This is a genomic window from Streptodolium elevatio (genome assembly GCF_053592165.1).
The window spans coordinates 1,877-18,207 of record NZ_JBSFVE010000051.1; the positions used below are offsets into that span (position 1 = coordinate 1,877).

The following is a 16,331-nucleotide window of genomic DNA, read 5'->3' on the forward strand; positions in this document are numbered from 1 at the left end:
ACCGGAAGCCCCGGAAGCCCCGGAAGCCCCGGAAGCCCCGGAAGCCCCGGAAGCCCCGGAAGCCCCGGAAGCCCCGGAAGCCCCGGAAGCCCCGGAAGCCCCGGATGACAGGCCTCAAAGGACAGGGCCAAAGCGGTGCTTTGATGGTCACGCTGACCGAAGCGGACTCGTACTTGCGTAGACGGCCGCTCCGGCGGCGAGGTACGCACGTACACCTCACCCTGCGGCCGTCGACGTGGTGCCGCAGGGCGAGGGACCGCCACGGTGGCTGCCGTGTCGGCGGGGGCGCCAGCCACGTCTCGCTCACCCGCCAGGTTGTTGTCGGTGCGGGGCGGCACAGTGCCGCGCATGCTCAACGGATGCGACGAGATCGACTGGGCGTCGATGCACCACGCTTACGGTACGGCCGAGGATGTACCCGGCATTCTCCGGGCAATGGCCTCCCCTGACCCTGCCAAGCGCGAACGGGCGTTCAGCGCCTTCTACGGCGTGGTCGCCCACCAGAACACTGTCTCTCCGGCGACGGTCGCCAGCATGCCCTTCCTGTTCGAGCTGGCCGCCGACCCGGACACGCCGGACCGAGGCGCGGTGGTGGCGGTCATCGCCAACGTCGGCAGGGACGCTCACGAGTCCGTCGCGCACGCCGGGTCCTTCGAGCCGCCGGACGACTGCGTGGCCGCGGTCGCCCTGCTGCGCCGGCACGCCGAGACGCTCATCTCCTTCGTGAAGGACGACGACGTGTCCGTCCGCCGCTCCGCGGTCCCCACATTGGGCCTGTTCGTCGACACCGACGGCGGCACCCGCGCGGCGACCCTGCTCCGCGAGCGCCTCGACGCCGAACAGGGCGTTATCGAAAGACTGTTGATCGTCGAGGCGACGGCCACGCTCGCTCTTCGGCTCCCCTCCGTCGCGGACGAGGCCCAGGCCTGGCTCGGGGACGTCGTCGCCGACACGCGCGCAGGCACGCAGACCCGGCTGGCGGCGCTCGCCGAACGTGCCCGATGCGCCCCGGCCCTGATCGGCCCCGACACCGTTGTCACGGCCGTCGCTCTCCTGGGCGCCATCGCCAAAACCACCACCACCCGGCGTGTCTGGCCACACCCCAAGCCGCCAGCGGTCACGGACGAGACCGCTCCGCCCCCGGTCGTCGCGGCGTTCGACGACCTCGACCGGTTCACGCGCGTGTACGACCTGACCACGCGCACGCTTCGCACCCTCCACACCGCGCTGGCCGAACGCGTCGCGTTGCGCACAGAGTTGCTCGCCGAGCAGTTCCGCAGCCCGGCCCCCGGCGCGCGGCTGGACGCGATACGCATGGCCGCCGACCTGATGAGGACCTGGCGCGGCGACCACTCCGCGCTCATCGGCCTGCTCGCCACGCAACTCGGCGCGGACGATCCCGAGATCGCGGCGGAAGCGGCGTCCACCCTTGAAATCTGTTCCGCTTTCGCCCAACCAGCCCGCGAGCAACTCGCCGCGCACGTCATCGGCCAGCAGGGCCGGCACGGTCCCGACGCATGGGCCCACCCGGACCCCGAACTGCGCCGCGCCCACCAGTTCGCCGCCCGCGCCCTCGCCGCCCTCGGTGACTCACGGGCCCTGCCGAGCCTCCTCGTCGCGCTGGACACCGGCGTCGACGCCTGGCGCGCGACGGAGAGCGCGGCCCACCTGACAGAGGCCTCCGCCGTACTCACACCGCGCCTGTGCCGCGCCCTTCGCCATGCCGACCTGGCGCAGTCCTGGTTCGAGGGCACCGCGCACCGGCTGCTGAACGCTCTGGCCGAACTCCGCGACGAGAGCGCAGTCCCGGCGATCGTCGACACCCTCACCGCATCCATCCGCGACGAACACTGGGACACGGCCGAGGCCGCACTGAAGGCCCTGACCCGCTTCGGCCCCGCCGCGGCCACCGCCCTGCCGCTCGCCCGACACCTGTCCTCGGCCTCGTCCGCCAGCCCGCGGCTCCGCGCCGCCGCCCTCGCCGCCTTCCGGGCCCTGGGCGGCGACCGCGACGAACTACTCGCCCTCGTCGGCGAACTCGTCGACGCAGACGGCACCTACTGGATGTCCGAGGTCCCCGACATCCTCGCCCGCGTCGGCGCGCCCCTCCCCGCAGCGCCTGGAGGACTATCTCCGCAACGCACCGTCCGACCACTTTCAATGGCCTCAGGTCTGTTCCGCCATCGCCCTCTGGGACATCTACGGCGCACCGGAGGCTGCCGCAGTCGTGCCGACACTCCTCGAAGGCTGGGCTCGGAACGAGGAGACGGCCCACCACGTCGTCCCCTGCCTCGACCGCATGGGCCTGGCCGCCGAGCCCGCACTCCCCGTACTCAAGGACGCCTTGTCCCAACCCCGCCGCACCGGCTGGCACCCGGACATCGCCCGCGACGAGCAACTCCTCCAGACCGCCCGACGCATCGTCGCGAAGTTCGACGTCGACGACTCGGTCAAACCCAGCAGCTAGGCGATGCCGCGCAGCGGGTACGGAGCATCCGCATCCACGGCCCCGTTCGGGTCGCTGGCGGCTATCCGGGGCTTCCCGGGTTGGTGTGCCCAAACCGAGACTTCCCTGGCAGGTCGTTGTGTTCGGCTACGCTGCCTCGGCGTGAAGGGCGAACTGGACCCCGGGCTGGAAGAGCCAACCCTCATAGGGGACCGGTCGGGATGGCTCGGCCAAGGGATCCGTGAACCCGACATACGGCGGACATTTCGACAGGTAGCCGCCGACCGCATTGGGACGGGCCCGATTCCGCCGGTCGCGCGGATGCTCTTCGACCCCGTGTTCGGCCCCTATCACAACGACACTGACTTCCTCGGGGACTTCTACAACGAGATCCTCCACCAGGACACGTGCTCCCCGTATACAGCCGCCGGTGTCGAGGTCCTGGCCTGGCTCGCCGTGGACGACCGGGTCCCCGCGCCGCACCGCATGGGCTTGGTCGACCTGCTGTTCTCGATCGCGACCGTCGGCGAGCGCCAGGCTGCGGAGTGTTGGCCGGACGGGCACCCAAACGCCGATCCTGTCAGCGAGGCGCGTGCACGCGAGGCCGTGGAAACCATCACGGGGCCCGTGTCCGCGCGGTGGGACGCGGAGTGCACCGCGGTCCGGCTTGCCCTGGCGCAGCTCGCCGGCGCGTTCCCCGCGCGCGTCGGCCCGGGTTTGTTCCGCCGTCTGCGCGACCTTGCCGATCGCATGTGCGGAACCGCGGCCGGTGACCTGCTCGACTTCGTCGCCGTGATCTTGGAGGGGGACGAAACCGTGGTGCATGCCGCCGTGGAACACCACACCCGCTCCGGCGCAGAGAACTACTTCCAGGGCGCTGCACGCGACTTGCCCGTCCGTGTCCGCGCGCTGCATCTTCTCGACCAGATGTTCTTCTTCGAACGCCGACGGCTGATCGCGTTGTTGCCGCCCCAGGCCAAGCCCTGACCCCGAACAGGCAGCCCGACCGGCGTCCCCGGCAACGAGCCGTTGGCGACGAGTCTCAGCCCGGAGAACCTGGGCCGGTGTGGCCGTAGCGGGTGAGGTCGGCGGAGCGGGTTCCGGGGGCTTGGAGGTCGGCGTAGGGGTGTTGGCGGGCGCCGGTGGGGTGGAGGAGGACGCGGCGCGGTTGGGCGGGTGTTGGTGCGGGGCCGGGCGCGCCGAGGTGTTCGAGGACGGCGGCGGGCCCGTGGTCGCGGCGCAGCGCGGCGAGTTCGTCGAGGTCCCAGGCCATGGAACCGACGACCGTGCGGCGGCGGCCGCGAGCCTGGACTTTGCCGCGTACCAGCAGCAGCCCGCTGTGGAAGACGGTGTGGGCGCACGCGGCGTGGCTGTCCTCGAAGAATGCGAGGTCGACGAGGCCGGAGCCGTCTTCGAGGCTGACGAAGATGACCCGTCGGCCGGAGGCGATGGGCGGGGTCTGCGTGGAGGCGCGGATCCCGGCGACGAGCACGGTCTCGCCGGGCTTGCGGTGGGCGAGGTTGCGGGCGTCGACGGCGCCGATCTCGCGGAGCAGGCGGTGGTGGTGCTCCATGAGGTGTCGGGACACGTCGATGCCGAGTACATGGAGTTCGGCGCCGAGGGCTTCGCGGGCGGTCATGTGCGGCAGGCCGCTGGGTCCGGTGGCGTCCAGCTGGGGGTCGTCGAGGGGGAGTTGGCCGTCGCCTACTCTGCGGTCGCGGCGGTGGAGTTCGCCGAGTTGGAGGAGTTGGTCGCGGCGGCTGGTTTGCCCGTCGTGCAGGGAGTCAAAGGCGCCGATGGAGGCGAGGTGTTCGGCGACGGGGAGGGCGGGGCGGGCGCGCTGCCACAGGTCGGCGAGCGAGGTGTAGGGCTGGCCGTCGGCGATGCGCGCGCACTGCTCGGCGGTGATGCCGCGCACGGCGGACAGCGCGAGCCGCACCCCCCAGGTGCCGTCGGCTACACGTTCGATGGTGTGGACGGGTTGGGAGCGGTTGGCGTCGACGGGCAGGACCTGGACGTGGTGGCGGCGGGCGTCGGCGACGATGACGCGTTTGGGCCACATGCCGGGGTCGTGTTCGAGCAGTCCCGCGTACAGGGCGGCGGGGTGGTGCGCCTTCAGCCAGGCGGACTGCAACGCGGGCACGGCGAACGCGACGGCGTGGGCGCGGCAGAATCCGTACGCGCCGAAGGCCTCCACGATCCGCCACACCTCCTCGCGGACATCCGCGCTGTAGCCGCGGGCGGCGGCGTGTTCGTGGAACCAGGCGCGCAGCTGCGGCGCGCGCTCCTTCTCGCCCAGTGCCCGGCGGGCGACGTCGGCGAGGGCGAGGTCGCAGCCGGTGAGGGTGGCGATCAGCCCCATGATCTGCTCGTGCCAGATCGTGACGCCGGCCGTGTCGGCGAGGATCGGCTCGAGGTCGGGATGGGGATAGGTGGGGGCTTTGCCGTGGCGGGCGGCGATGTACTGCTCGGGCATGCCGCCGGCGACCGGGCCAGGCCGGAACAGGGAGATGTCGGCGATGACGTCCTGGACACCGCGCGGCTGCAGGCGGCTGAGCAGGTCCTGCTGCCCGGGGGATTCGAGCTGGAACATCCCGATGGTGTCGCTGGCTTGGATGAGCTGGAACGCGAAGAAGTCGTCCAGGGGGACCTGGGCGGGGTCGTCGAGGTCGATGCGCTCGCCGGTGACGCGTTCGACTTCGGCGACGGCGTGCGCCATCGCGGACTGCATCCGCACCCCGAGCACGTCCAGCTTGATCAGACCGAGCGCCTCGACCTCTTCTTTCGCGGCCTGGACCATCGGGTAGCCGCCGCCGGGGGTGGGCTGGACGGGCAGGCGGTCCAGCAGCGTCGCGTCGGTGATGATGACGCCGCACGGGTGCATCGCCATCCCGCGAGGCAGCGCGTCCAGTTGCTCGGCCAGGGCGAACAGCGGCCCGAACGCGCCGGCCTCGGAAGCCAGGCGCCGCAGTTCGGGGAGTTCGGACAGCGCCGCGGTGATCTCGCGGGCGCGGATGTGCGGGAACGCCTTCGCGATGCGGTCGATGTCGTTCGGGGCGACGCCGAGCGCGAGGCCGGTGTCGCGCAGCGCTTGCCGCGCCCGGTAGGTCTCCGGCATCGCGGTGACCGCGACCCGCTCGGCACCGAACCGTTCGAAGATCCGGTCGTAGACTTCCAGCCGACGCGCGGACTCCACGTCGATGTCGATGTCCGGCAGCGCGGTGCGCCGGTCGGAGAAGAACCGTTCGAACAGCAGGCCGTGGTCCAGCGGGTTGGCGGTGGCGATGTCGAGGGCGTGGCAGACCATCGACCCGGCCGCCGACCCGCGGGCTGCCACCCGGATCCCCATCTCCCGCACATCGGCGACGACTTGGCCGACGGTGAGGAAGTAGGAGTCCACCGCCAGGCGGGAGATGACCTCCAGCTCCTGGTCCAGGCGCGCGGCCGCGGCCGGGTCGCGGTCCAGGCCACGCCGGACCATGCCCGCCTCGCACCGCTCACGCAGCAGCCGCGCAGCAGCCGCCGTGTCTGCGGCGCCGACCACCTCCGGCTCCGGCAGATGCGCGCTGCCGATCCCCAGGTCCGCCGCGGGGTCGACGCGGCACGCCGCCGCCGTGCGCATCGTCTCGGCGAGCAGCTCCGCCGCACGCCCGGGTCCGGATCCGGCCGCGTCGGCGATCCGGGCCGCCGCGTCGGCCATCGCGGACGGGCCCTTCAGCCACCGCGTGCCGCAGTCCAGCCACGAGGGGTGCCAGCGGATCGGCCGCAGCAGGCGCGCCGCGTCCAGGACGTCGGCCAGCTTGTGTTGGGCAGGGTCGGCGGAGCGGACCGCGTTGGTCAGCACCGCTCGCACCCCGGCGTGATCGGCGAGCTGCACGGTGCGCGCGGCCAGTCGCAGCGAACCCGGTCCGGTACCGGACAGTCCGTGGAACACGGCCTCCAGGCGCAGGCCGTCGCCGAACAGTTCCCGTCATGGCGCAAGCAGGGGCTCGGCCGCGTCCGGTCGCCCGGCGGCCAGCGCGCGGACCGGCTCCGAGGTCGGGCCGAGCAGCACCAGCAGCCCCACCCTCACCCCGACCACCCCCGAACTCGAGGCGCTGCGCGCCGCCGAGGACGCCTACACCCACGCACTGCGCGCGGCAGTGACCGCCCTGGCGCGGGCACACACCACGCCGACCGACATCGCGGCGGCGACACGCATTCCCCGCACCCAGGTGAAACGGCTCCTCGCCGGACACTCCGCGCCACCCTCCCCCAAACCCCTGCCCCCCTGACAACAACGGCGCCCTCCGGCGACGGCGTTGACGACCGGTCCTGACGGTGTTCCCCCTCAGCTACTCGTCGCAGGCTGTGGACGGCCGGACCTCGACGACGAACCACCAGCGCGTCGCAGAAGCTGCTGCGGGACCTGGGGTTCGTCGGGCACCAAGTGCCCTGAAAGTCAGTCGTTGTCGTCCGCCGCGTCGTCGCGGACCCCATCGTCGTCCGGGTCGTTGCGCCAGGCGGCATCTCGAGCGCGGCCGTCGAATCCGGAGTCCGCGGTGGCGTTGTCCGGATCTCGCAGAGCCGCCGCGGGAATGTGGTCTGCTGCTTCGTGGTCCGTCGGTGTGCGTCCCATGCCTCCAGCGTGAGGCAGGACGAAGGTAGGCGACCGGGACTTTTGAAGACCTTGGGGCCACCGAAAGGCTTGCCAGGTCGGCGCGCATGCTCAGGGGGGCATGGGTTGGATCGCCGTTGCGGCGCCGGCGGCCCGCGATGTTCACGGCCGGGATCGCGGTGCGGCAGGCCCGCCTTGCACGAAGCCAAGCAGCCTTCGGCACACCGGCAGGCCACGGCCGCGGGCCCGTTCCTGGGCCTGTACACCTCTTCGCCGTGTTCCATGGACGGCCCTGCGAGCACTGTCGTCGCAGGGGAGAAGTCGGTCGGTGGCGGCGCGGGCGCCCGGGGAAGGTTTCCCGGGCGCCCGCGTGGTGGGGTCGGTCAGTTGGGGTGAGCGGTGACGGCTCCGGTGGCGGCGGTCCAGATGAGGTAGCCGTGTTGGAAGTTGCTGCGTTTGCCGCCGGCGACGTCGAATTCGTTGCTGGTGGGGTAGCCGAGCCAGCTGGTCTCCCAGCCGATGGACGCCCAGTGGGTGCGGATGGCGCCGATGACTGCCCAGGCTCCGGTGCTGGGGTGCCAGTAGATGCTGGAGTAGGTGCTGAAGTGGTTGAAGTAGCCGACTCCGTCGGGGGTTTTGGTGTCGTCGATGGTGGGGTAGCCGAGGTTGGTCTCCCAGCCGAGTTCGGCCCAGCGGGTGCGGATGGCGCCGCCGATGGAGTGGGCTCCGGTGTTCGGGCTCCAGTAGACGGACACGCCGCCCTTGCTGAAGTGGTTGAACCAGCCGATGCCGTCGGGAGCGCCGGTCTCATCGTTGACCGGGTAGCCGAGGGTTGTGGTGTGGCCGCGTTCGATGTACTTCAGGTGGATGTCGTTGAGGACGTAGTAGGCGCTCTTGCCGCGTTCGGCGTAGACGCCGCCCTTTTGGAACAGGGAGTACCAGCCGACGGTGCCGTCGGCGTACTCGTCGGCGGTCGGGTAGCCGAGCAGGCCCTTCTCCCAGTTGAGCGAGGCCCATTTCTTCAGGAGGCTGCCCTGGACGAGGGCGGCGCCGGTGTTGGGGTGCCAGTAGATGACGGCGTTGTCCTCCGTGGCGCCTGCGGTGCGGAAGTAGGTGTACTTCCCGGCGCCGTCGGGTGCGGTGAGGGTGTCGGTGACCGGCCTGTACGCGCCGGAGGGTCCGCCGAGGTCGAGGTACTTGGCCAGGACCGGGCCGCACACGTTCTTGGTGCCGCCGGTCGCGCCGGGGAACGGCTGGCAGAAGTTGAGGTTGTCGCCGCCCATGTCGCTGCGTGGGCCGTGGGCGGTGCGTCCGCCGGCGTAGAGGTAGCGGGTGCCGGCGGTGTCAGAGGCCCACAGGTCGGGGATGCCGTCGCCGGTGACATCGGGGGTGGCTTGCAGGTGGGGGAACTCGGTGAGCTTCCATCCGCCGGTGCCGTAGACCGTTTTGTCGCCGCCGCCGAGCGCAGCGAGGTTGGTGCCGCCGCCCTGTTTGGCGCCGAGGCGCAGGTAGAGCTTGCCTTCGGTCTTGTGGCGCATGATCAGGTCGTAGGCGCCGTCGCCGCTGATGTCGCCGGCGGCGTGGATGGTGTAGTCGGCCCATCCGCCGGTGCCGATCTTGGCTGTGGAGAGCATGGTGGCGCCGGTGTAGCCGTTGAAGGCCCACAGGTCCGCCCCGACGACAGCGAGCATGTCGGGCAGGCCGTCGCCGGTGGCGTCGCCGAGCGCGAGGATCTGTGTGAGCGCGGACGGCGCCGGTGACCCTGGGGGGAGGAGGAGTTCGATGCGGGCGGCGGTGTCGACGGCGCCGCGGCCGTTGCCGGGGTAGACCCACAGTTTCCCGTCGGGCATCCGCGCGATGAGGTCCTGGAACCCGTCCGCGCCCCACCAGTCGCCGTGGTAGGTGGTCAGGGAGTTGGTGAAGTACCCGGCAGGGACCTGGTTGTGCACGTTGCCCGCGCCGTCGTCGGTGCGGGTGCCGTTGATCGGCTTGTTGAGCTTCCCGCCGGAGAACGACGGGAACACCTGCAGGTCACCTCCCGCGTTGACCAGGGCGAGGTCCGGCTTCTGGTCGCCGGTGAAGTCCATCGGCCCGTCGACCTGGTCGCGCGGCTCCACGAAGAAGCTGTAGACCGTCTGCCCGGACCAGTTGCCGACCTTGTCGATCGCCTTCACGTACAGCTGCGCGGGCCCGGCGTGCGCGGGGGTCGCGCGGATGGTGGAGGCCTTGCCGGGAGCGGGGGCCTTGACCCGGTTCTGGAAGTTGTTCGTGTCGAAGCTGTAGGCGTACTCGACGGTGTCCGCGGTGCCGTTCGCACCGAACGTGAACTCGCCGAGGGTGCCGTACTCCGCCCCCTCGGGCCACGCTGCATCCGAGCCCGCCCTGTACTGCGGCGAGGTCACCGACGGCGCGTTCGGGGCGGACTTGTCGACCTTGAACCGGCACGGGTTGTTGATCGCGCCGGGGAACCCGGTGGGGCCGGCGAACAGCCCGGAGCTGTCGTGCGGGTCGAACGTGTAGGCGTACGTGGAATTGTTCCGCAGCCGGGTGTGCGGGATCGTGTAGTTGACCCAGCCGTTGCCCATCAGCGGCGCCCAGTCGTCGAAGATCCGCTCGCCGGTGGTCTCGTCCCAGATCCGCATGAACACCCCGTCCAGGTTGCCATCCGGGTCCGCGTTGTGGGCGTACAGGAGCACGTCGTTGTCCGCGATCACGTTGCCCGCGTCCGTGCGGCATGCGCCGCCCGGGGAGGTGCCGATCGCGCCGGAGTGCCACGGCGGACGGTTGTAGACGATCTCCATGCTCGGGTTGACCGCGAACTTCTTCCACGCGAACGTGTCGTTCTCGTTCTGCGCCTTCAGCACGAGCGTGACATCCGCCCACCGCTGATCGCGGGCCATGGTCGCGGCGTTGAGGGTGTTGAACGCCAGGTAGTCCCCGGGGCAGGACGCGTTGTAGCCCTTCGCGGCGTTCACCGACTGCTGGAGGATGCCCGGGGCGGGCTTGTTGGCCCAGGTGGTGCCTTCGTTGATCGGGCCGGTGTGGTGCAGGTCCACCGCGCGGGCCTGGCACGACCACGCGTGGGTCTCCAGGAGCCGGAACGTGGACGAGCTGAACACCGCCCCGGCCAGCAGGTTCGGGTCGAACGACATCCGGAAGAACGACTGCGCGGTGCCGCTGGTGTCGTTCTCGTGCCCGATCCGCGCGGTGGTGGTGCCGCCGTTGAAGTTCGCGCCCATCCAGAACGACTGGGTGGGGAACTTCTTGTAGGCGAGCGTCCACCCGGCCTGCTTGGAGAAGAACGACGGGTCCACGAACACGGGGAACACCGTCTCGGGCCCGGTCAGCAGGGCCTGGTCCGGGGTCAGGCGCAGCATGTCTCCCTCGAGGCGCGACGCCACCACGGCCTCACGCGTTCCCGGTTCCGGACCGCCCAGCCCGGGCAGCGCCAGCGTCCCCGACACCGGCGGCATCGTCGAGGACGCCGACGGTACGGGCGCAGCCGACGCCGGGGTGTCCGAGGCAGGCGCGGCGGGGGGCTGGGCGAGCGCGGCTTCGCGTTCGGCCCAGCGGCTGGTCGGGGTGTGACCGGAGGAATCCCACATGAACGGCGTCGGCGACGCCGCCGCCACGCCGCCCGCCGCGTCGACCGCGCGGGTGACACCGGACTCGGCGTCGTGCGTGAACGACAGCTGCGCCGAGGACAGTCGGAACGCCAGCTGCGCGACCTGAGGACTGCTCGCGGCCTGGCGGTCCTTGACCACCAGCACCTGCGAGAACCCGCCATCCCGTGCCGTCAGCACCAGGTCGACCCCGGGGAACACCTCCGGATACAGCGCCCGGTCCCCGGACACCTGCGCGGTCGGCAGCACCCCGTTCGGCCACATCAGCGTGAACGACTCGCCGGTCGGCGCCGTCATCCGCAGCAACGCCCCCGGCGGCAACGCCTCGTTCCCCGCGGCGAGTTCCGCGGACGCGGACCCCCCCGGCGACACCGTCGGGACAGGGGAGGTAGGCGGCGCGGGAACAGACGCCGTCGGTGACGTCGTCGCCACCGGAACATTCGCGCTCTCACCGGTCTCGGGCAGCGACGGCATGGTGTCCGGCTCGGCCGGAGGTGGCGCGGACACAGTCGGTGTCGACGGTGCGGACGGGTCCGCAGCGGGCCGGCGCGGCGCGTTGCGCGCCACCGGGCCGGCGGGCGTTGACGCGGCGGAACCGCCTGCGCCGAAGACGAGCTTCGTCGTCGTCGACCGCGTGGCGAATCCGCCCGGCGCGGGTTCCAGCGTCGTGTCGACGTCTCGCCACCCGGCGCCGGACTTCACCCGGATGGGCAGCACGTGCTGCGTCCACGTGAACGACCCGTCCGGGTTCGCCATCGTGGTGCTGGTCGCTGTCAACGACGTCTCGACGCGCACCGGCTGATTCAACTCCCGGGCGCGGCGCTGGGCTTCGTTCTCGTCGACCGCCGGAGGGGCGGCCGCTGCGGGAGGCTTCGCTTTCGGCTCGTCGTCGACAAGCACCGTGAGAGTGCCGACGCCGAGTGCTGCCGCGACGATTCCCGCCACCACCGTGCCGGCCCGTCGAGGCGCCCATTTACCGGGCCACCGAAATTCCCTGGCCGACACAGACACCGTCCCCGCCCCCTAACTCGCGCGGACACAGCTCACAGCAGCCTCCGCGAAAACCCAAATACCGCCCGCCGAGACGGCGGCATGCGGCGGCGCACCTGCGGGACACCGCTTCTGCGGGCCCGGGTGTCAGATATGCGGACGACAGCATGGCGCACGAGACCAGGAAATTCCTAGTGCGAATTTTCTAACCGATCCCAGGCCGAAGCGGATGGTGAATAGGCGCGCACCAAACGTGACCATCCGGAGGCGATTCCGCTGGTCGGGCTGGCTGTCACCGGCCTGCCCAGGGGCTGGAAAATTGAGCGAATCGCCCGATTTATTCAAGATCACGTGTTCCAGTTTGGCCTATATGGCATGGCTTTGGGTTTTCTGCAAGAACGCCTTCTCTGGGCTTGTTGGCCGTTAGGGGTTCCAGGAGGCTGGGGTGTGAGCGTCGTCTCGCGACGGTGTCTGTCTTTGCCGGGCTATTGCCTTCTGGTGGATTCTTCCGTCAGGATCTGCGGCACTCGTACGGCTGCGGGGGCATTAGTTGTGCCCGCGTTTCTTGGGGGCTTATCTCGTGTTCGGTCTCGGCTTCTGCGCGCGCTCTTCCGGACTGCGCGGCTGCGTGCACGGCGGTGCGCGTCAGGTCACCCGGCCCATGCGCCTTGTGGCGTTGTCGGCTGCCGCGTTGCTGACGGTCACGCTCGCCCCCGCGCAGGCAATGGCCGGACGCAACCCGGCACGCACGGATGTGCAACTCCCGGACCTGCAAAAGGAATCCCCGGTCCCGGGAACCGACAGCACCGCGTCCTTCCAACTGCCGGTCGCCCCCGGAACCCAGATCGAATACGAACCCGTCCGGATCACCCCGATCAACGGTGGAACCGAGCAGATCGTCCTCGGCGCCACCGGGGCCCAGGCCTTCTCCGCCACCACAGCCGATGTGGCGGCCGACGGCATGCAGCAGGTCGCCTCTCTGCCGCTGTGGGTCGGGCCCGCCCAGGCCCCGGCGCCGCCCGCCGGGGCGCAGGTGCTGTCCGCAGCCACAGTCCAGGAGCCGACGGGCACTTGGACGGTGACAGTTCCCGACCGCACCGCCACCGAGGCCGCCGGCATCGACGGCGTCCTGATGAAGCTCGAACCGTCACCGGACGCGACGGCAGTCGACCTCAAGCTCAAGTACGAACAGTTCGAGCAGCTCTACGGCGCCGGATGGGGATCGCGGCTGCGGCTCGTCCAGTTCCGGGAGTGCTTCCTGACCACCCCCGAGGTGGACGGCTGCTCCGACGCGACCGAGGTCGGCTCGACCAACAACGGCAACCTCAACGAGGTCACCGCAACCATCGAGCCCTCTATGGCAGGCTCGGCGCAAGGCGCGGCGGCGATGGCGGCAACTTCCAGCGCCCCGGGCGCGGTCGTACTCGCAGCCACCGGCGGCACGGCCGGCGATGCGGGCAACTACCAGGCCACCTCACTGCAGCCGTCCGGGACGTGGACCGCAGGCGGGCCGTCGGGCGGGTTCACCTGGTCCTACCCCGTCGATGTCCCACCCGTCGCCGCGGGTCCCCAGCCCTCCGTGCAACTCGGCTATTCATCGCAGTCCGTCGACGGACGGACGTCGACGACCAACAACCAGGCGTCCTGGGTCGGTGACGGCTGGGACTACCATCCCGGGTTCATTGAACGCAGCTACCGCGGCTGCGCCGACGACATGACTGGCGGCAACAATTCCAAGAAGACCAGCGACCTGTGCTGGGGCGGCTACAACGCCTCGCTGTCGCTGAACGGAACCACCACACAACTGGTCCCGACCTGGGCGACGACCGCCGACCGCGACGCAGGCAAATCCCCGGCCGCGTGGACCCCCAGCGACGACAACGGCACCCGTGTGGAACTGAAGTCGGCCGCCGGCAACGGCGACAACGACGGCGAGCACTGGATCGTCACCACCGCCGACGGCACGCGCTACCACTTCGGCCTCAACCGCTTGCCCGGCTGGTCCACCGGAAGAGCGACAACCGGCTCCACCTGGACCGTCCCGGTGTTCGGCAACCACGCAGGGGAACCCTGCCGTCAGGTCGGCTTCGAGGCGTCCGCCTGCGACCAGGCCTGGCGTTGGAACCTCGACTACGTCGAGGACACCCACGGCAACGCCATGGCGCTGTACTGGAACCAGGAGAAGAACTGGTACGCCCAGGCCGGCAAGACCACCGCGCCAAAGCCGTACGTCCGGGGCGGCTGGCTGGACCGCATCGAGTACGGCCTGCGCTCCGACTCCGTCTACACCCGGCCCGCGCCGGCGAAAGTTTCGTTCGCCGTCGACGAACGTTGCCTGCGTACACCTGAGTTCGACTGCTCGGACGCGAGGTTCACCAAGCACAGCGCCGACGGCCTGCACTGGCCTGACGTGCCGGTCGACTCGATGTGCAAGGACACCGGCAGCTGCCTGGTCGGCGGCCCGACGTTCTGGACCCGCAAGTGGCTGACCGCCATCACCACCCAGGTCGCCACCGCGCCCGGTGCCGCCACATACCGGCCGGTCGACTCATACGAGCTCAAGCACAACTTCCTCGACGCCCGCTACGACACCAACCCGCCCGCCTGGCTCGACTCGCTCCAACGCACCGGGCACGCCGCCGACGGCACGATCCTCGCACTGCCGCCGGTCACCTTCCACGCCAACGCCCTCGACATGCCCAACCGGCAGACCGGCCCCGGCGACAACCGCCCGCCGTTCATGCGCCTGCGCGTCGAGAAGATCTTCACCGAGACTGGCGGCGGCATCGTCGTCGGCTACTCCCAGCCCGACCCGGCGTGCAAGCCCGGTCAGACCAAGCCCAGCCCTGAGGTGAACACCACGCGCTGCTTCCCCGTGTCCTGGGCACCGGACGGCTCGGACGAGCCGCAAGTCGAGTGGTTCAACAAGTACGTCGTCGACCGGGTCTCCCAGGAGGACTACGTCACCAAGCCGGCCCAGCCGCCAGTGGTGACCCAATACCGCTACCTCGACGGCGGCGCCTGGGCAAAGGACGACAACCCGTTCGCCAAGCCGTCCACCCGCACCTGGAACCAGTGGCGCGGCTACGCCCGCGTCCAGGTCGTCACCGGCCGCACCGACGCCGACCAAGGCACCGAAGCCGGCCTCACGGAGCACCGGTTCTTCCGCGGCATGCACGGCGACCCCATGCCCAGCGGCCCGCCCCGCTCAGTGAAGATCAAGGACTCCACCGGCGCGGACATCGACGATGACCTGCTCGCCTACCGCGGCCGCCCCGCCGAGGTCGTCACTCACCTCGGCGACGGGAAACCCATGTCCGTCCGCGAGGTCACCAAGCCGTGGTCGCGGGTCACGGCGACGCAGACCCGTCCTGGGCTTCCCGACCTGCGGGCGAGTCAGGTGGCCACCGCAGCAACCACCAAGACCGAGATGATCAGCGGTGGACGCGAACGCGTCACCCGGACCACGGTCACCACTCGCGACCCCGTCTACGGACTGCCGGAAACGACCGAAGACCTCGGCGACCTCGCCGTCACCGGCGACGAGCAGTGCACAGTCACCCGCTACGCCCACAACACCACAGCCAACATCATCGGCGCCAAGACCCGGGTGCACACCACCACCGGCTTGTGTGCCGCGGTCGGATCCGCCGCTCCCGAGCAGACCGTCGCCGACGTACGCACCCTCTACGACAACCTGCTGTTCGACCAGGCGCCGACCACGGGCGCAGTCACCTCCGTGGAGACGATCAACGGCTCGGGCACCGGGTACAGCCGCACCAGCGGCACCACGTACGACACCTACGGCCGCCCCAAGACGGTCACCGACGCCGACGGACACGACACGACCACTGACTACCTCCCGGCCGACAACAGCACACCGACCGAGATCAGGGTCACCAACCCCCTTGGCCACACGACCACCACCGCGGTGGACACCAGCCGCGGCCTCGCTCTGTCCGTCACCGACACCAACAACGCCAAGGTCACCAGCGCCTACGACCCACTCGGCCGCCTGACCGCAGTGTGGAGCGCCTCACGCCAGTTCCCGAACGCGTCCCCCAACGTCCGGCACAGTTACGAGGTGTCCGGGGCACGCATGAACGTCGTCACCACCGAGACACTGCGCGACAACGGCAGCTACGCCGTGGCCAAGACCCTCTACGACGGCATGCTGCGCGCCCGCCAGACCCAGACCGAGGCCGTCGCCGAAGGGCGGCTGATCACCGACACACTCCTCAATGCGAGCGGCGGGACGCGCCGTACCAACCCCACCTACCTGGCAGCGGGCGACCCCGGCAACCTGCTGTACCTGCCGACCAGCAACACCCAGATCCGCACATGGACCGAGACGGACTACGACGGACTGGGACGCCCCGTCAGGGCCGAGGTCTGGTATGGCGGCACCAGCACGCCCGAGCGGATCACCGAGATGCAGTACGCCGGCGACTACACGCTCACCATCCCCCCCACCGGCGGACCCGCGACCCGAGTGTGGAACGACGCCCACGGACGCACCGTGCGCCTGGACCAGTTCACCGACACCGCCCGCACGCAGTTCACCACCACCGCATATGCCTTGGGCTTGATCCGTTTTGACGGACACCCTGGCTGAGGGGCTGCGGCCTCTTGGGGAGGATGTCCATCATGGAGAGCATGGGGAAGAAGAAGCCTC

Annotated in this window: 6 protein-coding genes and 1 pseudogene; 4 read left to right on the top strand and 3 right to left on the bottom strand. The window is 70.4% G+C overall.

All coding sequences use genetic code 11. The annotated features are described in order from the left end of the window. The first annotated feature begins 348 nt into the window (after window positions 1-348). Window positions 349-2,691, top strand: a complete 2,343-nt coding sequence (locus ACWD12_RS40350) for a HEAT repeat domain-containing protein (protein ID WP_450103846.1) — start codon at window positions 349-351, stop codon at window positions 2,689-2,691. A gap of 76 nt (window positions 2,692-2,767) precedes the next feature. Next, window positions 2,768-3,433 (top strand): hypothetical protein, encoded by a 666-nt coding sequence (locus tag ACWD12_RS40355; RefSeq protein ID WP_450103847.1) that lies wholly within the window; start codon window positions 2,768-2,770, stop codon window positions 3,431-3,433. A gap of 55 nt (window positions 3,434-3,488) precedes the next feature. Here ACWD12_RS40355 and dnaE read toward each other — a convergent pair. From dnaE to ACWD12_RS40370, 3 genes and pseudogenes are all read right to left on the bottom strand, one after another. Beyond that, window positions 3,489-6,509: pseudogene (gene dnaE, locus ACWD12_RS40360) on the bottom strand (DNA polymerase III subunit alpha); the annotation flags it as partial. 378 nt (window positions 6,510-6,887) lie between these two features. Further along, window positions 6,888-7,064 carry a hypothetical protein gene (locus ACWD12_RS40365; RefSeq protein WP_450103848.1) on the bottom strand — a complete coding sequence of 59 codons (177 nt, stop codon included), beginning with the start codon at window positions 7,062-7,064 and terminating at the stop codon, window positions 6,888-6,890. 362 nt (window positions 7,065-7,426) lie between these two features. Further along, a complete protein-coding gene (locus tag ACWD12_RS40370; protein WP_450103849.1) occupies window positions 7,427-10,963 on the bottom strand; it encodes a hypothetical protein in 3,537 nt (1,178 codons plus the stop codon). Here ACWD12_RS40370 and ACWD12_RS40375 point away from each other — a divergent pair. Both ACWD12_RS40375 and ACWD12_RS40380 read left to right on the top strand, forming a co-directional pair. Then, the gene (locus ACWD12_RS40375; protein WP_450103850.1) at window positions 10,935-11,468 is read left to right on the top strand and encodes a hypothetical protein; all 534 of its coding nucleotides are present in this window, start codon (window positions 10,935-10,937) and stop codon (window positions 11,466-11,468) included. The genes ACWD12_RS40370 and ACWD12_RS40375 overlap by 29 nt on opposite strands. Window positions 11,469-12,221: 753 nt before the next feature. Further along, window positions 12,222-16,271: a hypothetical protein gene (locus ACWD12_RS40380; RefSeq protein ID WP_450103851.1), complete on the top strand. Its 4,050-nt coding sequence runs from the start codon at window positions 12,222-12,224 to the stop codon at window positions 16,269-16,271. Window positions 16,272-16,331: the final 60 nt, after the last annotated feature.

What these genes read in the sequence shown, in the direction of transcription:
- ACWD12_RS40350 (WP_450103846.1), top strand. Translation starts at nt 349, where the DNA reads ATGCTCAACGGATGCGACGAGATCGACTGGGCGTCGATGCACCACGCT.
- ACWD12_RS40355 (WP_450103847.1), top strand. Translation starts at nt 2,768, where the DNA reads ATGCTCTTCGACCCCGTGTTCGGCCCCTATCACAACGACACTGACTTC.
- ACWD12_RS40365 (WP_450103848.1), bottom strand. Translation starts at nt 7,064, where the DNA reads ATGGGACGCACACCGACGGACCACGAAGCAGCAGACCACATTCCCGCG.
- ACWD12_RS40370 (WP_450103849.1), bottom strand. Translation starts at nt 10,963, where the DNA reads ATGACGGCGCCGACCGGCGAGTCGTTCACGCTGATGTGGCCGAACGGG.